The sequence below is a fragment of the Algibacter sp. TI.3.09 genome (assembly GCF_038154905.1).
Lineage (GTDB): Bacteria > Bacteroidota > Bacteroidia > Flavobacteriales > Flavobacteriaceae > Algibacter.
The window spans coordinates 15573-38513 of the sequence record NZ_JBAKAN010000004.1 but is presented as its reverse complement, the minus strand read 5'-3'; the positions used below and the strand labels follow the sequence as shown (position 1 = coordinate 38513).

The window sequence follows — 22941 nt, the reverse complement described above, 5'->3', positions numbered from 1 at the left end:
AAAAATTAAGACATGAGTAAAATTATGACCGTCGACATTCTGTCGAGTATTAAAGGTGCACAACCCTCCGAGGCTGTCAACAAATTATTTGATGTGATTAAAAATGCACAGCCAACAAATAATAATACCTTTAATAATAATCATAATAATTCGGTCTCAATAAACGATTTAAGAGACGATGTTGTTATTGAAAGTTCTGCAATTGAAAAACAGATAATCATCGAAAACTTTCCGAAGGAAAAAAACGGATATTTAGTAGTCTCTAAAGTGATAGAAGAATAAATATGGATTCTCAAATACTCAAAATCCATCAGCAATTGGTGGATAAAGAAATAACTTGCACAGCATTAGTGCAAGACAAATTGGCCCAATTAAAACAAAATACGCACAACACGGTTAACGCCATGTTGGATACTATGGCGCTAGATTTAGCAGCCAAAGTAGATGCTAAAATTGCCAACGGCGAAACTATTGGTTTGCTAGAAGGCATTCCTTTTGGAATTAAAGATGTTTACATGGTTCAGGGCACGTTAACAACGGCGAGTTCTAACCTATTAAAAAACTACAAAGCTGCATATACGGCAACGGCTATTCAAAATTTATTGAATGCAGGAGCTATTCCTTTGGTAAAAGAAAATTGCGATAGTTTTGGTCATGGTTCATCTTCAGAAAACACCATTTTTGGCGCGGTAAAAAACGCTATAAATCCCGATTTAGTTGGTGGTGGTTCTAGTGGTGGTTCTGCAGTAAACGTTGCAAAAAATTACACCGTTTTTTCTATTGGTGGAGATACAGGAGGTTCGGTTCGCCAACCTGCTGGCTACAATAATGTTTATGGTTTAAAACCAAGTTACGGTCGTATTTCTCGTTATGGTTTAATGGCTTATGCATCGTCTACAGACTGCGTTGGACCTATTGCACAATCTATCGAAGATATTCGTATTGTACTAAACGTAATGAGTGGTAAAGATATTAAAGATCAAACCTCTTACGCTTCCGCGGAAATATCTCAGGCGCAAATTTTAAATTCCGAAGGTATCAAAACCGTTGGATACTTTAAAAACTTTATTGAAAGCCCAGCGATTGATCCCAAAGTAAAAGCCGATTTTTTACAAGCTATCGAAAAAATTAAAGCAAAAGGTATTGAAGTTAAAGCGTTAGATTTCTTTGAATCTGAAACTTTAGTATCTACATATTATACTTTGGCTATGGCCGAAACCGCTTCAAACCTATCGCGTTTAGACGGTACAAATTACGGTAACAGAATTGAAGGTGATAATCTAAAAGAAACCTATTCGGTAACACGTTCGGAGAATTTTTCTGAAGAAACAAAACGCCGTATCGTTGGTGGAAATCAAGTATTATCTCAAGGATTTTCAGATGAAATTTATTTAAAAGGTTTAGCACTTCGTGACACTATTTCTTCAAATTTCGAAAACGATTTTAAAGATGTAGATATCATACTTTCACCGGTAACACCAAACACGCCACCAAAAATTGGCGACAGTTTAAAAGATCCGCACGCCATGTATTTATCCGATGCTTACACGGTTGGTTTCAGTTTAGGGCAATTACCCACTTTAACCGTTCCGCAAGGCACAGCAACTGGTTTACAAATTACGGCAGCAAAACATAATGACGAACTCGTTTTGAAGTTTGCTAACTTCTTAAAAGATACGATATAATGGAATTAGAGCAATTAAACGAGCTACTTAAAAAGCACGAATTAGAGTTAGTAATCGGTCTGGAAACACACGTACGATTAAATACAAAATCAAAATTATTCTGTTCTTGTCCAAACGAAGAAATAGATACTCCTAACCAAAACATTTGTTCGGTTTGTACTGGCCAAATGGGTATTTTACCATCGATTAATAAAGAAGCTATCACAAAGGCTATTTACTTTGGTAAAGCGGTAAAATCTACGTTTGAAAACGAAGTAATTTCTTGGGATAGAAAACACTACGAATACCCAGACAACCCGAAAAACATACAAATTACACAGTTTCATAATCCTGTAATTCCAGACGGACAAGTGTCTTGTTTCAGAAACGACGGATCGCAATTTACGGTGAATTTAACGCAAGTTCACATTGAGGAAGATGCTGCGAAATTAATGCATGAGAAAAAAATATCTCTAGTCGATTTTAACAAAGCAGGTGTTCCACTTATTGAGATTGTTACAGAACCTTGTATTCGCCATATTGAAGATGCTTCAACCTATGCGCAATACATTCAACGTATTGTTCAAAACTTAAAAATATCTGAAGCTAACCTTGAAAAAGGAGAGTTTAAATCGGATGTTTCTGTATCGCTTCGTAAAAAACAGAGCTACGAACTAAACCCGAGAACAGAGATTAAAAACTTAAACTCGTTTAAGTTTATGATTGATGCTTTGAAGGAAGAAGTAGAAAAGCAACTTAATTATTACATCGAGAATAAAGCTTTTAGACCAGACCAAACTACGGTGCTTTGGGATGCCGATTTAAAGCAAACTAAAACCATGCGTAAAAAGGAATTTGAGGCCGATTACCGTTTTATTTCGGAGCCAGACTTACCTTTTGTAAACATTAAAGACGTTGTAGAATCTATTGATGTTGATTTAAGCACACTACCGTTTGCTGTAGAATCTATTTTAATAAAGGGTGGTGTTTTACCTCAAGACGCTAAGTTTTTCACAGCCGATTCATTACGTTCGGAAACCTTTGTCGCCATCAACAACGTTATCAAAGAACCATCGTTTGTTGCGAAAACATTAACCAATAACATTAAAGCAGAAGACTATACAAGCATTGAAAACATTGCTGATTTTACAGAAATTTTTAGCTTATTTAAAAACGAAAATGTAACGCCTGTTTTGGCTCAAAACGCTATCCAGTCGTTATTAGCAGATTCAAAATTCGATTACAAAACGTATTTTGAAGCCAATACTATTTCCGAAGAAAAAATAGAAAATGCTATTGCAAAAGTTATTTCAGAAAATGAAGCTGTGGCCAATGACATCAAATCTGGAAACCAAGGTAAAGCTGGTATTTTAGTAGGAAAAGTGATTGCCATTATTGGTAAAGGTGCTTCTGGGAAAGTAATTCGTGAAGGAATTTTGAAACAAATTCAAACTTCCGGAGCTAGTGCAGAACAAGCTACAACGAGTCAACAACCAGAAACCAACAAAGTTCAAACTGTAAAACAAAAAGAAGAGGAAGTTCTACCCGAAATTCCTTTAATTATAAAAGACGAATACAGAACGCATTTAATCTCAGATGTATCTGAAGATAACATTGCAGAAACGGTTACTTTTTCTGGATGGGTTTCTTCTGTGCGAGATCATGGTGAGTTAATGTTTATTGATTTACGCGATTCGAGTACTCAAATTTTCCAAGTCCGTTTAAGTCGAGAATCTTTCGCGAATTTAGACGAGCTTGTAAAACTTAAACCAGAATCTGTTATTACAGTAACTGGCGCTATTGTTCAACGTAAAGAAGATGATTATAATGCGGCTTTAAAAACAGGAACTATAGAGTTAGAAGCAACCGATTTAGACATTTTGAACCTGTCTAAAACGCTTCCTTTTGAAATTAAACGCGCTACAAAAACGAATGAGAATGTTCGTTTTCAGTATAAATATTTAGATCACAGAAATGATGATGTACGTCGAGTAATCGTGAATCGCCATAAGGTGATTAAAATGATGCGTGATATTTTAGACGATCAAGAATTCCTTGAAATTGAAACCCCTATTTTAAGTGCTGGTACCGATGAAGGCGCTCGTGAGTTTATTGTGCCAACACGTAAGCAAGCTGGTGCATTTTACACGTTGCCGCAAGCACCTCAGCAATTTAAACAAATGCTAATGGTTAGTGGTTACGAGAAATATTTCCAAATTGCACGTTGTTTTAGAGATGAAGATTCTCGTGGTGATCGCCAACCAGAATTTACACAGCTCGATATAGAAATGGCTTACGCTAGCATGCAGCAAATTATTGATTTAAACACCAATATGTTTAATGCTATCGTTAAGAAAATATATGGCAAAAAATGGGTTTTACATCCGTTTGAAGTGATTACATATAAGGAAGCTATGGATTTTTACGGTTGCGACCGTCCAGATTTACGTTTCGGGTTAAAGTTGCAAGACATTACCGAAATTGTAAAAGAAACCAGCTTTCAAGTATTTAGCAAACCTATTGAAGATGGTGGTATTGTAAAATGTATTAAAGTTTCGGCTGCTGAACAAGGTAAAAAACGTTTATCTAAAGGACAGATTGAAAAATTAACTGGTATTGCACAACAACACGGTTTAGGTGGTTTAGCATATATTATTGTAAATGAAAACGATTTACAATCGCCAATTATCAAGTTTTTAGGTGAAGATATTGCTGCCGGAATAATTAATGCTACAAAAGCAGAAGTTGGGGATATCGTGTTTTTCTCTGCTGCCGATTATGCTACAGCTAATAAAGCTTTAGATGCGGTGCGTCAAGAACTAGGGAGTATGTTACGTTTGATTAACCCAAAGGAATTAAGACCTGCTTGGGTTGTTGATTTCCCTATGTTTGAAAAAACAGATGAAGGCCGTTGGACGTTTACGCACAACCCGTTCTCAATGCCTGCAATATATGATATTGACAAGCACATGAATGGTAACGAAGATGAAATTGGAAGCATTATTGCACAGCAATATGATTTAATTCTGAATGGTTACGAAATTGGAGGAGGCTCTGTTCGTGCACACAAACCAGAAATTTTAGAAGCTACATACAAGAACATGGGTTACAACAAGGAAGAAATGCTTAAAAGTGTTGGCACCATGTATAAAGCCTTTCATTACGGAGCACCACCACACGGCGGAATTGCTTGGGGTGTAGACCGATTAATGATGATTTTAGAGAAAAAAGCATCTATTAGAGAGGTTATGGCATTTCCAAAAACAGGAACTAGTGAAGATTTACTTTTTGGAGCACCTTCATTATTATCTGATAGAAAAATAGAAGAAATGAATGTTAAAGTGATGCGCAAGTAGAACTTTTCAATTTCATTTAAAATAAAAAGCTTCAGTTCATTCTGAGGCTTTTTTTTGTTTAAAACTAGATACAAGATTTAAATACCACAGAAAAAAAACTAGAGGTATTAAATTAACGAAACGAAATAACAAACGAGTACAATTACCTAATAATCAAAAACGAACTAAGACTATTCTACTTCGCCTCTGCCATATAATACAAACGTTTTAAGCTTCTTTTAAGCATTGAAAACCTGTATATACCTATCATAAAAAATAAGGCACTAAAAACTAAACCGATAATAGTTAAATATTTAAAATTCGGAAATTCTTTTACTTGATATAAAGCAAGACTTCCTAAAAGTAAATAAAGAGACGAACGAATATAAGATAGTAATGTGCGCTCGTTTGCTAAACGTGTACGTTCTATAGCTAGGTAATCTCGTAGAATAACTTGTTGATCGGGTTTAAAATCGCGACCAAAACTTAAAAGTTTCATTTTTCTAAATTTTCATATAAAAATACATATTTTTCATCGAAATCTAATTAATCAAACGATTTACAATTCAAATTAAAAAAGGTTCACTAACTATTGTTAACTTTAGCAAACTAAAACGACTGTATAGAATCAAAAAAACATTTAAAATTAAAATCATGAAAAAAACAACCCTATTAACGAGTCTTGTATTTGTATTTGCACTTTTATTATCAACAAATGTAAGCGCACAAAAATTCGCAAAACTAGACAAAAGCCCAATGGATGCTGCTGCATTCCCTACAAATTATAAAGACGCAAATAAATCAATAAAAATAATTTATAGCCGTCCACAACTTAAAGGAAGAGATTTAGCAACCTTAGCACCGAATGGTAAAGTTTGGAGAGTTGGAGCAAACGAAGCTGCAGAATTAACACTTTTTTCAGACATGAAACTTGGAGATTCTAGCGTTAAAGCTGGAACGTATACATTTTATTTAATTCCTAACGAAAAAGAATGGACTGCAATAATCAGTACAGATTTAAACGTTTGGGGTTCTTATTTTTATAATGAAGCTAACGATGTAGCAAGATTATCTGTACCAGTAACTTCTGGAGATGATTTAGATGCTTTTTCAATTGTTTTTGATGAAGCTGATGGTGCAATCAACATGCATTTAGGTTGGGGAACTACTCGTATAGCAGTACCTTTTACTAAATAAGAAAAATATAATCTTATTAAATAGAAAAAATCCCGAAAGCATAAGTTTTCGGGATTTTTTATACTCTTAAATCTAGTCGAAACACTTCATTTATAAAAAAATAAAAACACTAAACAGTAACTCTTTTAATAACTGTTTTAAGATAAACTTCTGTTAAACAAAACGGTAAAGCATTTAGAAACATTACCTTTGCAATAATTATGAAGAAATTTTTCCATAAAATAATGTCGTTCGCAATGGCTATTGTAGTGTTATTCTCTACAATGTCATTCACTATGAACATGCATTATTGTGGAAATACTTTAGTAGAAACTGCATTGTTTAACAAAGCAGAAGGTTGCGGCATGAAAATGGAAAAACCGGCAACTAAAAAATGTTCTATTACAAAAAAAAACTGCTGTAGTGACGAGCAACTTGTTGTAGATGGTCAAAATGAGCTTAAGCTTAATATAGATCAAATATCTTTTGAGCAACAGTTTTTTATTGCTTCATTTGTTTACACATATAGCACTCTTTTTGAAGGTGTCGAAAATAACACCGCTACGTTTGAAACGTATCACCCACCACTCGTCAGAACGAAAATATTTAAGTTAGACGAGACGTATTTAATCTGATTTTAAAACAATAGGCTGTATTATCCAGTGATTTATATCATTTGGATAATGTACTGTATTCGGTGTTTTCCTATTTGGAATAACATCTCTTTCTAATTGTTTTAAACATCAAACCTTATGCTAAATAGAAGCATTAAATTTCTAATAGAAAATAAACTCGTAGCTGTATTATTGCTAGCCCTTTTTATTGGTTGGGGAACTGTAAATGCACCATTTAATTGGGATACTGGCTTTTTACCAAGCGATCCTGTTGCTGTAGATGCCATTCCTGATATTGGCGAAAACCAACAAATTGTATTCACAAAATGGGATGGTCGATCGCCTCAAGATATTGAGGATCAAATTACCTATCCATTAACCTCTTCCCTATTGGGAATTCCTGGAGTAAAAACCATTCGTAGTTCATCTATGTTTGGATTCTCTAGTATCTACGTCATTTTTGAAGAAGATATTGAGTTTTATTGGAGTCGTAGTCGTATTTTAGAAAAGCTAAATTCTTTACCAAGTAACTTATTACCAGAAGGTATAAATCCTGCTTTAGGACCAGATGCTACAGGTTTAGGGCAAATATTTTGGTACACTTTAGAAGGTCGTGACGCAGACGGAAACGTTACTGGCAGTTGGGACTTACAAGAACTAAGAAGTATTCAAGATTACTATGTAAAATACGGCTTATCCTCTGCTAGTGGTGTTGCTGAAGTCGCTTCTATTGGTGGTTATGTTCAAGAATATCAAGTCGATGTTCATCCCGAATTAATGCGTCAATACAATATTGGTTTAAGCCAAGTTGTAAAAGCGGTTAAAAATAGTAATCAAGACATTGGTGCCCAAACGTTAGAGATTAATCAAGCGGAATATTTAGTACGTGGTTTAGGGTATGTAAAATCTGTTGAAGATATTGAAAATGCTGTAGTGACTTCCGCCGACTTTACTTCCATTAAAATTAAAGATATTGGTAAGGTTACCTTAGGTCCTGCTGCGCGAAGAGGGATTTTAGACAAAGAAGGTGCTGAAGTTGTTGGTGGTGTTGTAGTAGCAAGATATGGCGCCAATCCTATGGAAGTCATTACCAATGTAAAAGCAAAAATTAACGAGCTTAAAGGCGGTTTGCCATCTAAAGTATTAGCAGATGGACGCACCTCTCAATTAACGGTGGTTCCTTTTTATGATCGTACAGAATTGATTGTAGAAACCTTAGACACCCTTAACGAAGCATTGACATTAGAGATATTAATTACCATTTTGGTGATTATAATAATGGTATTTAATTTAAGAGCTTCCATTTTAATTTCAGGATTATTACCAGTGGCTGTTTTAATGGTTTTTGTTGCCATGAAACTGTTTAACATAGATGCTAATATTGTTGCGCTTTCGGGTATTGCTATTGCTATTGGAACTATGGTTGATGTGGGCGTCATACTCGCCGAAAACATGATTCGACATTTGGACGATGATGCTTTAAGACTTCGTGAAGATGGTACAGAATACACTATTAATGAAGTTATTTACAACGCTACTGCAGAAGTTTCTGGAGCTATATTAACTGCAGTTTTAACTACCATTATCAGTTTTGTACCCGTATTTACTATGATTGGTGCAGAAGGGAAATTATTTAGACCTTTAGCCTTTACAAAAACGATGGCATTATCAGCCTCTTTGGTGATCGCCTTGTTTTTAATTCCACCTTTTGCAGCGTATTTATTCAGAAAAACAACATTAAAAAATTCCTTTAGATATTTTTTAAATGGCGTTTTAATACTTGCGGGAATTGCAATTATTATTAACGGTTTTTGGTTAGGATTACTCTTAGTCGCTTTTGGTATCACTGGTTTACTAGGTGTTTTAGAGAGATTAGATAAGAAAAAAATAAACTTAATAAATATTATTATTTCCTCAATTGCAATTGTATGTCTACTTGCCGAATATTGGAGACCATTAGGTTTTAACCGCAGTATCATTGTCAATCTTATTTTTGTTGCTATTATTTGCTTCGGAATTTTAGGTGTGTTTTCTGTTTTTAGAAGGTATTATAGTCAGATTCTAAACTGGGCTCTAGCCAATAAAGTATTGTTTTTAATAATTCCTGCGACCGTTCTTATATCTGGATTTTGGATTATGAAAAATACAGGAAAAGAGTTTATGCCTTCCTTAAATGAAGGCTCATTTTTATTAATGCCAACCTCCTTACCTCATGCTGGTGTTGAAGAGAACAAACGTGTGCTTCAGCAATTAGACATGGCGGTTGCGACTATTCCAGAAATTGAAACTGTAGTCGGAAAAGCTGGTAGAACAAATTCGCCTTTAGATCCTGCACCTTTATCCATGTATGAAAACATGATTCAATATAAATCGGAATACATGCGCAATTCCGAAGGAAAAAGACAGCGTTATAAAGTGAATGCTGATGGGATGTTTGAATTGAAAGATGGACGTTTTATTGCAAATCCAAATAGCACCAAAAATGTCACCTTGAGCGCAGTCGAAAGGTCTCAACTTATCGAAGATAACAACGGTGAATATTACAGAAACTGGCGACCAGAAATTAAAAGTCCTGATGATATTTGGAACGAAATTGTACGTGTCACCAAATTACCAAGTGTGACGTCTGCACCAAAATTACAACCTATTGAAACCCGATTGGTCATGCTACAAACCGGTATGCGTGCGCCAATGGGAATAAAAGTAAAAGGTCAAGATTTAAAACAAATTGAAGCGTTTGGCTTAGAATTGGAAAGACTACTAAAACAAGCGGAAGGTGTTAAAATAGAAGCTGTTTTTGCAGATAGAATTGTTGGTAAACCCTACCTGCTAATTGATATCGACAGAGAAAAAATTGCACGTTATGGTATTTCAATAGCAGATGTACAAAGTGTTTTAAAAGTAGCCATTGGTGGTATGGCATTAACACAAACCGTTGAAGGACGAGAACGTTATGCTGTAAGAGTGCGTTACCCAAGAGAGTTACGTGGTAATCCGGAAGATATAAAAGACATTTATATTCCTGTTGAAACGGGTAGTCCTGTTCCTTTAAGTGAATTGGCAACCATTAAATACGAGCAAGGTCCACAAGTCATAAAAAGTGAAGACACCTTTTTAGTTGGGTATGTCTTGTTTGATAAATTGGATGGTTTTGCAGAGGTTGATGTTGTCGAAAATGCACAAGCCTTGTTTCAACAAAAAATAGAATCTGGAGATCTAATGGTTCCAAAAGGTATCAGTTATAAATTTACAGGTACTTATGAAAATCAATTACGTGCAGAAAAAACATTGTCTGTGGTTGTTCCGTTAGCATTGGCTATCATTTTTTTAATACTTTATTTTCAGTTTAAATCTGTTAGCACATCATTAATGGTATTTACCGGAATTACCGTAGCATTTGCTGGTGGTTTTATCATGATTTGGCTATATGGTCAAGATTGGTTTTTCAACTTTAGCTTGTTTGGCGAGAATATGCGAGACCTCTTTAACATGAAAACCATTAATTTAAGTGTTGCCGTTTGGGTTGGTTTTATTGCACTATTTGGTATTGCTACAGATGATGGTGTAGTTATGGCCACCTATCTAACACAAACTTTTGATCGCGAAAAACCGTCTGACAAAAAAAGTATTAGAGCTGCTACTTTACATGCTGCCGAAAAACGTATTCGTCCGTGTTTAATGACTACAGTAACCACCATTTTAGCGTTGTTACCCGTTTTAACATCCACAGGTAAAGGAAGTGATATTATAATTCCGATGGCAATTCCAATATTTGGAGGGATGGTTATTGACATTACCTCCTACTTTATTGTCCCGGTTTTATATAGCTGGAGAGAAGAGATTAAAGTGAAAAACTAAAAGTTAAAAGTGAAAAGTGAACAGTGAAAAGTGAAAAGATTAAAGTGAAGAGTTCTAAGTGAAACACTAAAATTATGGGAAGAAGTATTTTAAAAGATAAAAGTTATGCCTTTGCTATTTTAATTGTGAAATTATCTCAATTACTAGTTACAGAACAAAAGGAATATGTTTTAAGTAAACAACTTTTAAGAAGTGGAACAGCTGTTGGAGCGTTAATTCGTGAAGCAGAATTTGCACAGAGTAAAGCAGATTTTATTCATAAAATGAGTATTGCTCTTAAAGAAGCCAATGAAACTTTGTATTGGATCGATTTATTAAAAGACACCAATTATATTAATAAACAGCAATATGAAAATCATTTCCATTTAAATAAAGAATTGGTAGCTATGTTGGTTAGTTCCATAAAAACATCAAAATCTAGATTATAATGACAAATTCTATAAAAAGAGTACTGCATTTCATTGTTTTTAGTTTTTCACTTTTCTTTGTTCACTCTGTAAATTCTCAAGAACTAGAAACTTACATTGCTACTGCTTTGGAAAATAATCCTGAGATTCAGAAATTTGAATTACAATACGCTATTGCTACAGAAAAAGTGAATGAAGTTAATACGCTACCAAACACCGATTTTAGTGCTAGTTATTTTGTTATTGAACCAGAAACACGAACCGGAACACAACGTTTTAAAGTGTCGGCTAAACAAATGTTTCCTTGGTTTGGTACTATTACGTCACGTGAAAATTATGCAAGTGCTTTAGCTGAAATCGATTATGAAGCAATTGTAATTGCTAAACGAAAGTTAATCGTTTCTGTATCGGAATCTTACTATAAATTGTACGTTAATAAAGCGAAACAAGCTGTTTTAACAGAAAATATTGAATTATTAGATACGTATGAAGCCTTGGCTTTAACGTCTGTTGAAGTTGGAAAAGCATCTGCTGTTGATGTTTTTAGATTACAAATTCGTCAGAATGAATTAGAGCAATTACAACAGGTTTTAGAATACGAGTTTTTAGCAGAGCAAACGGCTTTTAACAAGCTTCTGAATAGAGATAGCGCTATTGAAGTGCCTATTGTGGAGTCGTTACTAATGCCTTCCGAAGCACTTGAAATTACTATCGAAAATTTAGCGTTACATCCTGAATTATTTAAATATGATAGACTGTTTAATTCGGTAACACAATCGGAATTACTAAACCAAAAAGAAAGCCATCTGTCGTTTGGTTTCGGAATTGATTATATTAATATTCAACCAGATTCCGATATTACGTTTAACAAAAACGGACAAGATATTTTAATGCCAACAGTATCGCTTTCCATTCCTATTTTTAATAAGAAATACAAATCACAAACCAAACAAAACAAATTGCAACAACAAGAAATTGAATTTCAGAAACAAGATCGCTTAAACACGTTAGAAACACTTTTAGACAAAGCAATAAATGATAGGAAATCAGCTAGAATAAGTTACAATACACAAGCTAAAAACTTAAAACAAGCTAAGGATGCCGAATCGATTTTAGTAAGAAGTTACGAAACCGGCACTATTGATTTTAATGATGTTTTAGATATTCAGGAACTACAATTGAAGTTTCAAATGAATCAAATAGAATCTATTAAAAGTTACTATTTACAAACGACAATTATTAATTATTTAATTCAATAATAATGAAAAAATATATAATTTATATCTCCATATTAATATTAGGTCTACTATTAGGAAGTTTCTTTTTTGGAGGAAAAACTACTACGCATGAAACAGAACATAAGCATGATAATGCAGCAGAAACTAACCAAATGTGGACCTGTTCTATGCATCCACAAATAATGCAACCCGAATCCGGCCCATGCCCTATTTGCGGTATGGATTTAATTCCTGCAGAAAGTAGTGCTAAAGGGTTATTAGCCGACCAGTTTAAACTGACTGAAAATGCTATGGCATTGGCCAATATTCAAACGTCAATAGTTGGTAATGGTAATACGGAAGATAATGCCATAACACTATCAGGTAAAATTATAGAAAACGAAGACAATACAGCTATACAACCTGCGCATTTTGACGGAAGAATAGAAAAATTATATGTTAAGTCTTTAGGCGAAAAGGTTAATAAAGGACAAGCTATTGCTAAAATTTATTCGGCAGCTTTAATTGCAGCACAGCAAGAATTGATAACGACGTATAGTATTAGAGCATCCCAACCACAGTTATACAAAGCAGTACAAAACAAGTTTAAAAACTGGAAAATTCATGGTTCTCAATTAGACGACGTTTTAAAAACGGGACAGGTAAAAACAAGTTTTACAATCTATTCTCATGTGTCTGGTGTTGTAACAGAAATAGCAGTGAGTGATGGTGCACATATCATGGATGGAAAACCCATTTTTAAAGTTTCTAATTTAGCAACAGTTTGGGCAAACTTTGATGTGTATGAAAATCAAATTAGTCAATTCAAAAAAGGACAAAATATTGACCTTGTGACTAATGCTTTCGCGAATAAAGTATTTAAAGGCACTGTAGATTTTATAGATCCTATTTTAGATTCTAGAACTAGAACTGTAAAATTACGCGTAGTACTTAATAACAAAGACCGAATATTAAAACCTGGTCTATTTGTAGAAGGGAAAATAAAAGGAATCACCGCGAGCAAATCCGATGCTTTATCTATACCAACAACAGCCGTGTTATGGACTGGAAAACGCTCTGTAGTCTATATTAAATCGAATCCAAATGAACCTGTTTTTGAAATGCGTGAAATTACATTAGGTAATCAAATTGGTGATAAGTATCAAATTTTAGAAGGTTTAAACGCTGGTGATGAAGTGGTAACCAATGGAACTTTTACAGTAGATGCTGCTGCACAGTTACAAGGCAAAAAATCTATGATGAATAAAAAAGGTGGTAAAGTTATGACGGGACATGAAGGCCATTTAGTAATGGAAACGACCACAAATACAACGCGTCAAAAAGGAGCTAATACGGAACGAATAAACGTTTCAAAACAATTTCAGAACCAATTAAAAGTTGTCTTTAATGATTATATCCAATTGAAAGAGGCCTTACTTAAAGACGATATAAACACTATTAAAGCAGAATCAAAACAACTACTAAATGATTTATCTAAAGTAGACATGACATTACTAACAAGTCAAGAGGCTCATAAACAATGGATGTCACTTGAAAAAGAACTAAAATCTGTTACTACGTTACTTTCGAACACTTCTGAAATTGAAGATATAAGAGACCATTTTAAAGATCTATCTTCAAAATTAACAGAGGTAATCAAAGTTTTTGGAATAAACCAAAAAGTGTATAACCAGTTTTGTCCTATGGGAGATAATAACAAAGGTGCTTTTTGGTTGAGTAAGGAAGAAAAAGTAATCAATCCTTATTTTGGAGGTAAAATGCTGACTTGCGGAGAGGTAAAACAAATTATAAACTAATTAATAACCAAAATTTAAAACAATGAACTTTTCAAAGAAAAATAAAAAACACAAAATTATTAATATGAACAACGTGAATAAAAAAGTAATTTTAAGCTTAGCTATTATGGCTACATTAGGTTTAGTAAGTTGTAAAAATGAAACTAAACAAGAAACAGAAACAACAATCGAAGTCTCTAAAACTATGGCAAATGCAGTTGTTTCTTTTGGAGTAAGAGGAAATTGTGGTATGTGTAAAAGCACAATCGAAAAGGCGGCAAATAAAGTAGAAGGTGTCGCAAATGCTGTTTGGGATGTAGAAAAAAAGAAAATTGATGTCGCTTTTGATGACTCTAAAACAGACGCCATGTCAATACACAATGCTATTGCTGCTTCCGGTTACGATACAGATAAGGTTTTAGGTAGTGAAGATGCTTACAAAGGTTTACCTGCGTGCTGTCAATATGATCATGCTATGCTTCTCAACCAATAAAAACAATTACGAATAGTATAAAACCAAAAAAACCGATTCAAAAATGAATCGGTTTTTTTATGGTGGTGCCTCCAGGAATCGAACCAGGGACACAAGGATTTTCAGTCCTTTGCTCTACCAACTGAGCTAAGGCACCATTGCTTTGCTAAGCGGTTGCAAATATATACTCAATTTTCGTTTCTGCCAAAGGTTTTTTTATAAAAATTTAAAATATTTTATATTCAACTGATGTTCTTCGTTTTACAAATGAAATTATTTTTCAATATTATAAAATAATTAAGATTTAGTTTCGTGTCGCTTTTGTAATTTTACGTTTTTATATGTTTATGTATTTAATTATAGATGTTGGCAATTCGTTTGTAAAGCTTGCTGTTTTTGAGAATAACACTCTTAAAAGCAAACAAGTTGTTAAGCTAAATGATGTTATAAAAGAAGTTAATTCTTTAAGGAAGAAATATTTAGAAATTGAAAAAGCTATAATTTCATCGGTTGGAAGGTTAACTGAAAGCGACACTCTAGTTTTAAGTACACTTTTCGATCTTACTATTTTAGATAGTGCAACAAAACTTCCGTTTACCAACTTATACCAAACGCCAAAAACTTTAGGTGTAGACCGTATAGCTCTAGTTTGTGCGGCCGTTAAACAGTTCCCAAAACAAAATACACTAATTATTGATGCTGGCACTTGTATAACTTACGATTTTGTAAATGCTAATAACGAATATTTAGGTGGAGCAATTTCACCTGGTTTACGCATGCGCTATGCCTCACTGAATAATTTAACAGCAAATTTGCCGTTACTAAATACAGAAATGCCTGAATCTATTATTGGAGATTCAACTAAATCATCAATACACTCAGGTGTTGTTCATGGTGTTTTAAATGAAATTGACGGAAATATTGCAGACTATAAAGAAAAATATTTAGATTTAACAATTATTTTAACAGGTGGCGATACTAATTTCTTGTCTAAACAATTAAAAAGTAGCATATTTGCCAACTCTAATTTCCTTTTAGAAGGACTTTACTATATTTTAAAATTTAACTCAAATTAATGATAAAAAAACTTGTACTCGTTTTTATTGCAATAATTGCAATGCAAAGTTACGGACAAGAAGGAACGGCATCTCCGTATTCTTTTTATGGTATTGGAAGCCTTAAGTTTAAAGGAACAGTGGAAAACAGAAGTATGGGTGGCTTAAGCATCTATACCGATAGTATACACGTTAACCTAAGAAACCCGGCATCTTATGCAGGTAAAAACTTAGATATGCTAAACAATGAAAGCCGACCAGTAAAATTTACAGTTGGTGGAACATATAACAGCACAACCTTAAAAAGTGATACTAGCAAAGACAATGCATCCTCGTCTACCTTCGATTATTTAGCTATGTCTATCCCAATGGGCGATTTTGGTTTTGGTTTTGGTATTATGCCATACACATCTGTTGGTTATAAATTAGAAGCTTATAATGACGATGGCGAAACCATATCTAATAGATTTAGAGGTGAAGGTGGTTTAAACAAAGCTTTTTTAGGTTTTGGTTATCAAGTTACAGAAGGCTTAAGCGTTGGTGTAGATTTTCAGTATAACTTTGGAAACACTCAAAATAGCATCATCGAATATGTTTACGATAGTGAAGGCAACCCGGTACAATATCAGGCTCGAGAAAATAATAGATCAGATTTAAGTGGATTAAACATCAACTTAGGAGCATCATACAGAACGATGTTAAACGAAAAATTAGAACTTATTTCTGGAATTACATATACACCAGAAAGCAACTTAGCTTCTAAAAACCAACGTTCTTTTTCTACAATTACAACAATTGCAAGTGGATCTGAATTTGCTTTAAATACAATTGAAAGTGATTTAGGAGATTTAACAGAAACAGAATTAGTACTACCATCTAAACTTACTTTTGGAGTTGGTATTGGCCAACCAAGAAAATGGTTTGTAGGTGTAGAATCTGAATATTTAAAAACAAGCGACTTCACAAATGCGCTATATAGTAACGGCGCAACCTACGAAGATCAATCTGCAATTAAACTTGGTGGATTTTTTATCCCGAAGTACAATTCTTTCTCAAGTTACTTACAGCGTGTGGTTTATAGAGCTGGTGTACACTTTGAAAACACAGGTTTAAATATAGAAAATGAATCGATAAACGAGTTTGGCATGTCTTTTGGATTAGGATTACCAGTTGGAAGTTTTTTCTCTAATGCTAATTTAGGTGTAGAAGTTGGTAAACGCGGTACCACTAACAGTAATTTAATACAAGAGAATTTTGTTAATTTCCAATTAAGTTTATCTTTGAACGATAGATGGTTCAGTAAAAGAAAATTTGACTAACAACATAAAATTTATATCATGAAAACTAAAATTACACTACTATTAACGCTTTTATTTGTTGGGGCAAATATTGGCTTCGCACAACAAGATGAAGAATGCATGTCTAAACTTTCGATTTTTCACGAGTATGTGAAATCGAAAAACTTTGATGCCGCTTACGAACCTTGGATGGCTGTAAGAAACAAGTGTCCTAAATTCAACAATGCTATATATATTGATGGAGAAAAGATTTTAGAAGATAAAATTGATAAATTAGAAGGCGCTGCAAAATTACCTTTCGTTAATGATTTACTTAAACTTTGGGAAGAGCGTGCTGAGCATTTTGCTAGCAAAACACCAACAGGTAAATATGGTGCTATGGCTTGCCAATTAAAATATGATAACAGAGACATATTAAATTTAGACAACGCGGCATTATACGCTTGTTATGATGAAACATATAAAGCTGATAAAGAAAACTTTACAAACCCTCAAAGTTTGTATACTTATTTTTCTTTAATGGTTGATTTATATGATGCAAAACAAAAAACTGCTGCAGAATTATTTAACAAATATGATGATGTTGTTGAAAAAATCGAAGATGAAGTAAAAAACACTTCAGAAAAACTTAACACGTTAATTACTAAAGAAGACGCTGGTACTGAATTAACTAAAAAAGAAGGACAGTATAAAAGATACTACGGTCAAATTTTAGGAGCATTCGATCAAGTTTCTTCTGGAGTTGATCAAAAATTAGGAGAGCGCGCAAACTGTGAGAACTTAATTCCTTTATATCAAAAAGATTTCGAAGAGAACAAAAACAATGCAGTTTGGTTACAAAGAGCTGCAGGAAAAATGTCTGAGAAAGATTGTACAGACGATCCATTATTCTTTAAGTTAGTAAATGCTTATCACGAAATTTCGCCTTCTGCGAATTCTGCATACTACTTAGGTATCTTGAAAGATAAAGAAGGTAAAAATAACGAAGCTATTGCATTCTACAAACAAGCAATTGATTTAGAAACTGATAACTTCAAGAAAGCTAAATTAAACAACAAAATTGGAATTAAATTAAAATCTAGAGGAAGCTACGGTCAAGCTAGAGGTTACTTTAGACAATCTTTACAGTTAAACCCATCTAACGGTCGTCCACACTTATCTATTGCAGCTATGTATGCAGCAAGTGCGAACAGCTGTGGAGACACAAATTTTAACAAAAGAGCTGTATATTGGTTAGCTGCAGACGAAGCTAGAAAAGCTGCGCGTGTAGATCCAACTTTAAGTAAAGCTGCTGCAGCATCTGTTGCAAACTACTCTGCTAAAGCACCACAAAAAGCTGAAATCTTTAACTGTTCTTGTTCTGGACAAAGCATTAAAATTGGATGTTGGATTGGAGCTTCGGTTACCGTACCAAGTATTTAATGAATAAGAAGAACACATATAATATATTAAACATAGTCATGCTTATTTGCATGGCTATGTTTTTTTCATGTAATAACAGTTTAAAGGAGGTTCAAAAAATTGGAGTTTCGGAAAACGAGCCTATTGGTGTCGCTGAAAATATTAATTTAAAACACACCGATTCTGGTCGTGTTACCGCTAATTTAATCAGTACAAAAATGCTCGATTACTCTAATCGAGATTTTCCATACAATGAATTTGTTGATGGTCTAACATTATATCTATACGACGACAAAAATCAAAAAAGTACTATTATCGCAGACTATGCCATTATTTATTCTGAAACCGATTTAATCGACTTACAAGGCAACGTGGTAATAACAACCCAAGATGGTAATGTTTTAAAATCTGATCAACTTTTCTATGATCAGAAAAAGCAATGGCTATTTACCAATAACGCGGTTACTTTTCAAACTAAAACAGACGTTATTCATGGTAATGGCTTTGATTCTGATACTAAATTCAAAAAAGCAGAAGTATTAGAAGTTACAGGTATTATCACTATGGAAGATTAGTCAAAATCCACTTCCTCTATATTCCCTCTTACATTTTACACCACAAATAATTCAAACTAAAACAGTATTATAAATAAAATCGTACTGCTAATATTTTAATTATCTTTGTACTAGAATAAAAATCAACTAATGAACTATTTGAAATTTTCAAAATTTTTATATTTAGCATTTGCTATTTTCTTAATCTATGATGTTTTTAAAACATGGAGTATAGATAGAAGTCGCGCATACTTAAGTCTTTTTCTATTGGCTATAGCTATATTTATGTTCTTTTTTAGACGTCGATTTGAAAATAAAGCCAACAACTCTAAATAAATGGGCATTTATGCTATTATCATAATTGTATCATTAATCCTTTCTGCTTTTTTCTCAGGGATGGAGATTGCTTATGTGTCTTCAAACAAAATTCATATTGAAATTGAAAAAAAACAAGAAGGCTTACTAGCTAAAATACTTAGCAAACTTACAGTAAAACCATCAAAATTTATAACCACCATGCTTATTGGCAACAATATAGCCTTGGTTATATATGGTTTTTTTATGGGCGATTTATTGGTAGATTGGTTTCGATCTATGTTGCCAACACCTTATTCTCCTCTTAATTATTTAATTAACGATTTAAGTTTATTAACCCAAACTATAATTTCGACTATAGTCATTTTAATAACTGCGGAATTTTTACCTAAGGTCTTTTTTCAGATTTATGCGAATAAATTAATTAAAGCTTTAGCCATACCCGCATATATTTTTTATATCTTATTTAGCCTGATATCCGATTTTGTTATCTGGATTTCCGATAATGTTCTAAGAGCTTTTTTTAAAACTGAAGGCGACCAAATTCAACTAGCCTTCACAAAAGTAGAACTAGGTAATTATATTACCGAACAAATGGAATCTGTAGAAGAACATGACGATGTAGATACTGAAATTCAAATATTTCAAAATGCATTAGAATTTTCCGAAGTAAAAGCACGTGAAGTTATGGTGCCAAGAACGGAAATTATTGCCGTAGAAATTAACGAATCTATTAAAAGCCTAAATGCACTTTTCACCGAAACGGGTTGCACAAAAATTTTAGTTTATAAAGAAACCATAGACGATATTTTAGGTTACGCACATTCTTTCGAACTCTTTAAAAAACCAAAAACCATTAAGGCCATGATGTTGCCTGTGGAGTTTGTACCCGAAACGGTTTTAATAAAAGATGTACTTGGTGTACTTACAAAAAAACATAGAAGTATAGCTGTTGTTCTAGATGAATATGGTGGAACCGCCGGTATTATGACGGTGGAAGATATTGTAGAAGAACTTTTCGGTGAAATTGAAGACGAACACGATACTGTAGATTTGATTGAAGAAAAGCTAGAAGATGATAGTTTTAATTTTTCGGCGCGCTTGGAAGTAGATTATTTAAATGAAACTTATAAAATTAATCTACCAGAAAGTGAAAACTACGAAACTTTAGGCGGTTTAATTGTAAACCATACCCAACAAATACCAGCACAGAACGAAGTGGTAAGAATGGAAAACTTTCAATTTACAATTTTGGAGGTTTCAAACACAAAAATTGACTTAGTTGAACTTAAATTAGTTGAAGAAGATTAACATTTTAGTAGATCCCAACTCATAATTTCAAGTCCATTTTACTATTATTTTTCCTTTTCAAAAAGTGATCATTTTTTAATAAAACCCTTCAACTTACTACCAATAACACCATTAATTACCCTTACAAATCGCGACATTAAACAAAACACAAAATAACCCTTTCATTATTAAATAGAAAATGGTATTTTCGCGCACGATATTTTCATCAATTTAGTCGTAAATTGACAACCAATAATAACAAGCTAAATCCTATTTAACGGATTTATTATAAAACATTTTAATTACAGATGGCAGTTTTAAATAAAATCAGACAACGTTCATTATTCTTAATCTTGATAATAGCGTTAGCGTTATTTTCCTTTGTATTAGCAGATTTATTTAAAAATAGTGATGCACTTTCAGCAAAATCGCAAAATATTGTGGGTACTGTTAACGGTACAGATATTACTCGCGAATCATTTCTTCAAAAAGTAGATGTAGCACAACGCCAAGCAGGTGCAAGTGCAACAAGTACACAGGTGATGAACCGTGTTTGGGATCAAGAAGTACGTGAAGCTGTAATGGGTGCTCAATTTGAAAAACTAGGGATTTCTGTTGAGAAAGACCAAATGAAAGATTTATTAAAAACGGCGCTTGCATCTAGCCCAGAGTTTTTAAATGAAGCTGGTTTGTTTGACGAAGCAAAACTTAATGAATATATCGCTAACCTAAAAGAAACATCGCCTGCAGGTTATGAAAGTTGGGTTAATTACGAAAAGCAATTAGCAAACAATGCATTACAACAAAACTACTTTAACTTAGTTAAAGCTGGTTTAACTGGAACACTTGCTGAAGGTGAACTAGATTACATGCTTGAGAATAACAAAGTAGATATTAAATATGTGCAAGTTCCTTATACTTCTATTGCTGATAGCTTAGTAAAAGTTTCTAAATCTGATATTTCTAGCTATATCAGTAAAAATGCTAAAAAATACGAAGTTGAAGCATCTCGTGATATTCGTTTTGTTGAATTTAAAGAATTTGCAAGCGTAGAAGATGAAAATGCAATAAAAGCAGATTTAACAAAATTATTATCTGACCGTGTTGAATATAACGACGGTATTAAATCTAACGAAAACATTACAGGTTTTTTAAATACAAAAAATAACGAAGATTTTATCAACTCTAATTCTGATATTAAATTTGATGATCGTTTTGTATTTAAATCTAGCTTACCATCTGCTGTTGCAGATACTATCTATAACTTAAATGAAGGTGATGTTTATGGTCCTTATAAAGATAATGGCTACTACAAAATCTCAAAAATAGTTGCTGTAAAACAAATTCCAGATTCAGCTAAAGTTCGTCATATCTTAATTCCTTTTATTGGAACAAGAAGTTCAGGAGCTCAAGCAACACAAACAGAAGCACAAGCGAAAGCAACTGCTGATAGCCTTTTAACAATTTTAAAATCTAACCGTTCTAAATTCCCTGAATTTGTAACAGAATTCTCTACAGATCAAGGAAGTGTTGAAAATGGTGGTCGTTACGATTGGCATGCATACAATACTATGGTTCCAGAATTTAATGATTTTGAATTCGAAGGTTCTACTGGAGATTTAGGAATTGTAAAAACAATCTTCGGTTTTCATATTATTGAAGTTGAAGGACAGAAAAACAAAACTAAAGCTGTAAAAGTAGGAACATTAGCTAGAAAGATTGAACCATCTGACGCTACTGTTGATAAAGTATTTAGAGATGCTTCTAGTTTTGAAATCTCAGCTGTAGACAAAGATTATGAAGCATTAGCAAAAGAAAAAAATTACACAGTGCGCCCTGTTAATGGGATTAAAGCTCTAGATGAAACTATACCTGGTGTTGGTAACCAAAGACCAATTGTACGTTGGGCATTTGAAGCTGACGCTCAAGTAGGAGACTTAAAACGTTTCAACATTACAAACGGCTATGTAATTGCTCAATTAGTTGCAAAACATGATGCAGGTTTAATGTCTGCTGATGATGCTACAGTTACTGTTTTACCTATTTTAAGAAAAGAGAAAAAAGCAGCAATGCTTAGAGATCAAATTTCTGCTACAACTTTGGATGATTTAGCTGCCGCACAAAAGAAAAGTGTTCGTACAGCTTCTGCTATCAACATGAAAAACCCAACTATTTCTGGAGCAGGTAGAGAGCCATTAGTTGTTGGTGCTGCATTTGGATTAAAAGAAGGAGAAACTTCTAAATTAATAGATGGTGCTAACGGTGTTTACATGATTCAAGTTACTAAAGTAACTCCTGCAGCTCCATTAGACAACTACCAAGCTGCTGCTAACAGAGTTGAACAACAAAAATCTAATGTTGTAAATTCTAAATTATATAACGCATTAAAAGATGCCGCTGCAATTGAAGATAATAGAGCAAAATCTCAAGTTCAATAAAACGAACTGATTTTAATAAAATAAAAAAAGCCTCATTAATTTGAGGCTTTT

16 protein-coding genes, 1 tRNA gene and 2 pseudogenes are annotated in these 22941 nt (G+C 33.4%); 17 read left to right on the top strand and 2 right to left on the bottom strand.

Features of this window, described 5'->3' with window-relative positions; all coding sequences use genetic code 11:
* The first annotated feature begins 12 nt into the window (after nt 1–12).
* The 4 genes and pseudogenes from V6246_RS13525 to aspS form a co-directional block, all read left to right on the top strand.
* On the top strand, nt 13–282 hold the full coding sequence (locus tag V6246_RS13525) for a hypothetical protein (RefSeq protein WP_174564437.1): 270 nt from the start codon (nt 13–15) through the stop codon (nt 280–282).
* A gap of 2 nt (nt 283–284) precedes the next feature.
* A complete protein-coding gene (locus tag V6246_RS13520; protein WP_341560975.1) occupies nt 285–1685 on the top strand; it encodes an amidase family protein in 1401 nt (466 codons plus the stop codon).
* A pseudogene (gene gatB / locus V6246_RS18470) lies at nt 1685–3055 on the top strand (Asp-tRNA(Asn)/Glu-tRNA(Gln) amidotransferase subunit GatB); the annotation flags it as partial. The gene V6246_RS13520 and the pseudogene gatB, both read left to right, overlap by 1 nt.
* Nucleotides 3056–3190: 135 nt before the next feature.
* Nucleotides 3191–5020 (top strand): annotated as a pseudogene (gene aspS / locus V6246_RS18465) (aspartate--tRNA ligase); the annotation flags it as partial.
* Between the two features lie 175 nt (nt 5021–5195).
* Here aspS and V6246_RS13510 read toward each other — a convergent pair.
* Nucleotides 5196–5498, bottom strand: a complete 303-nt coding sequence (locus V6246_RS13510) for a DUF202 domain-containing protein (protein ID WP_159018367.1) — start codon at nt 5496–5498, stop codon at nt 5196–5198.
* 155 nt (nt 5499–5653) lie between these two features.
* Here V6246_RS13510 and V6246_RS13505 point away from each other — a divergent pair, with 155 nt between their 5' ends.
* The 7 genes from V6246_RS13505 (at nt 5654) to V6246_RS13475 (ending at nt 14560) form a co-directional block, all read left to right on the top strand.
* Complete coding sequence (locus V6246_RS13505) at nt 5654–6196, top strand: DUF2911 domain-containing protein (protein ID WP_341560973.1); 543 nt, start codon at nt 5654–5656, stop codon at nt 6194–6196.
* Between the two features lie 200 nt (nt 6197–6396).
* Entirely contained in the window at nt 6397–6810 is a 414-nt protein-coding gene (locus tag V6246_RS13500; RefSeq protein WP_341560972.1) for an HYC_CC_PP family protein, read from the top strand.
* A gap of 117 nt (nt 6811–6927) precedes the next feature.
* A complete protein-coding gene (locus tag V6246_RS13495) occupies nt 6928–10647 on the top strand; it encodes an efflux RND transporter permease subunit (protein WP_341560971.1) in 3720 nt (1239 codons plus the stop codon).
* Between the two features lie 74 nt (nt 10648–10721).
* Nucleotides 10722–11075, top strand: coding sequence for a four helix bundle protein (locus V6246_RS13490; RefSeq protein WP_042505690.1), 354 nt, complete (start codon nt 10722–10724; stop codon nt 11073–11075).
* A complete protein-coding gene (locus V6246_RS13485; protein WP_341560970.1) occupies nt 11075–12313 on the top strand; it encodes a TolC family protein in 1239 nt (412 codons plus the stop codon). Before V6246_RS13490 ends, V6246_RS13485 begins: the two co-directional genes overlap by 1 nt.
* A gap of 2 nt (nt 12314–12315) precedes the next feature.
* On the top strand, nt 12316–14088 hold the full coding sequence (locus V6246_RS13480) for an efflux RND transporter periplasmic adaptor subunit (RefSeq protein WP_341560969.1): 1773 nt from the start codon (nt 12316–12318) through the stop codon (nt 14086–14088).
* Nucleotides 14089–14152: 64 nt separating this feature from the next.
* Entirely contained in the window at nt 14153–14560 is a 408-nt protein-coding gene (locus V6246_RS13475) for a heavy-metal-associated domain-containing protein (protein ID WP_341560968.1), read from the top strand.
* Between the two features lie 60 nt (nt 14561–14620).
* Here V6246_RS13475 and V6246_RS13470 read toward each other — a convergent pair.
* A tRNA-Phe gene (locus V6246_RS13470) sits at nt 14621–14696 on the bottom strand.
* 190 nt (nt 14697–14886) lie between these two features.
* Here V6246_RS13470 and V6246_RS13465 point away from each other — a divergent pair.
* The 6 genes from V6246_RS13465 (at nt 14887) to V6246_RS13440 (ending at nt 22890) form a co-directional block, all read left to right on the top strand.
* Nucleotides 14887–15615 carry a type III pantothenate kinase gene (locus V6246_RS13465; protein ID WP_341560967.1) on the top strand — a complete coding sequence of 243 codons (729 nt, stop codon included), beginning with the start codon at nt 14887–14889 and terminating at the stop codon, nt 15613–15615.
* Complete coding sequence (locus tag V6246_RS13460) at nt 15615–16913, top strand: hypothetical protein (RefSeq protein WP_341560966.1); 1299 nt, start codon at nt 15615–15617, stop codon at nt 16911–16913. Before V6246_RS13465 ends, V6246_RS13460 begins: the two co-directional genes overlap by 1 nt.
* 18 nt (nt 16914–16931) lie before the next feature.
* The gene (locus V6246_RS13455; RefSeq protein WP_341560965.1) at nt 16932–18314 is read left to right on the top strand and encodes a hypothetical protein; all 1383 of its coding nucleotides are present in this window, start codon (nt 16932–16934) and stop codon (nt 18312–18314) included.
* Nucleotides 18314–18868, top strand: coding sequence for an LPS export ABC transporter periplasmic protein LptC (gene lptC / locus V6246_RS13450; protein ID WP_341560964.1), 555 nt, complete (start codon nt 18314–18316; stop codon nt 18866–18868). The genes V6246_RS13455 and lptC overlap by 1 nt, the downstream gene beginning before the upstream one ends.
* A gap of 315 nt (nt 18869–19183) precedes the next feature.
* Nucleotides 19184–20473 (top strand): hemolysin family protein, encoded by a 1290-nt coding sequence (locus V6246_RS13445; protein WP_341560963.1) that lies wholly within the window; start codon nt 19184–19186, stop codon nt 20471–20473.
* Nucleotides 20474–20760: 287 nt separating this feature from the next.
* Entirely contained in the window at nt 20761–22890 is a 2130-nt protein-coding gene (locus V6246_RS13440; RefSeq protein WP_341560962.1) for a peptidylprolyl isomerase, read from the top strand.
* Nucleotides 22891–22941: the final 51 nt, after the last annotated feature.

Bases quoted from the DNA above. Each gene is read 5' to 3' on its own strand.
- V6246_RS13525 (WP_174564437.1), top strand. From the start codon at position 13: ATGAGTAAAATTATGACCGTCGACATTCTGTCGAGTATTAAAGGTGCA.
- V6246_RS13520 (WP_341560975.1), top strand. From the start codon at position 285: ATGGATTCTCAAATACTCAAAATCCATCAGCAATTGGTGGATAAAGAA.
- V6246_RS13510 (WP_159018367.1), bottom strand. From the start codon at position 5,498: ATGAAACTTTTAAGTTTTGGTCGCGATTTTAAACCCGATCAACAAGTT.
- V6246_RS13505 (WP_341560973.1), top strand. From the start codon at position 5,654: ATGAAAAAAACAACCCTATTAACGAGTCTTGTATTTGTATTTGCACTT.
- V6246_RS13500 (WP_341560972.1), top strand. From the start codon at position 6,397: ATGAAGAAATTTTTCCATAAAATAATGTCGTTCGCAATGGCTATTGTA.
- V6246_RS13495 (WP_341560971.1), top strand. From the start codon at position 6,928: ATGCTAAATAGAAGCATTAAATTTCTAATAGAAAATAAACTCGTAGCT.
- V6246_RS13490 (WP_042505690.1), top strand. From the start codon at position 10,722: ATGGGAAGAAGTATTTTAAAAGATAAAAGTTATGCCTTTGCTATTTTA.
- V6246_RS13485 (WP_341560970.1), top strand. From the start codon at position 11,075: ATGACAAATTCTATAAAAAGAGTACTGCATTTCATTGTTTTTAGTTTT.
- V6246_RS13480 (WP_341560969.1), top strand. From the start codon at position 12,316: ATGAAAAAATATATAATTTATATCTCCATATTAATATTAGGTCTACTA.
- V6246_RS13475 (WP_341560968.1), top strand. From the start codon at position 14,153: ATGAACAACGTGAATAAAAAAGTAATTTTAAGCTTAGCTATTATGGCT.
- V6246_RS13465 (WP_341560967.1), top strand. From the start codon at position 14,887: ATGTATTTAATTATAGATGTTGGCAATTCGTTTGTAAAGCTTGCTGTT.
- V6246_RS13460 (WP_341560966.1), top strand. From the start codon at position 15,615: ATGATAAAAAAACTTGTACTCGTTTTTATTGCAATAATTGCAATGCAA.
- V6246_RS13455 (WP_341560965.1), top strand. From the start codon at position 16,932: ATGAAAACTAAAATTACACTACTATTAACGCTTTTATTTGTTGGGGCA.
- lptC (WP_341560964.1), top strand. From the start codon at position 18,314: ATGAATAAGAAGAACACATATAATATATTAAACATAGTCATGCTTATT.
- V6246_RS13445 (WP_341560963.1), top strand. From the start codon at position 19,184: ATGGGCATTTATGCTATTATCATAATTGTATCATTAATCCTTTCTGCT.
- V6246_RS13440 (WP_341560962.1), top strand. From the start codon at position 20,761: ATGGCAGTTTTAAATAAAATCAGACAACGTTCATTATTCTTAATCTTG.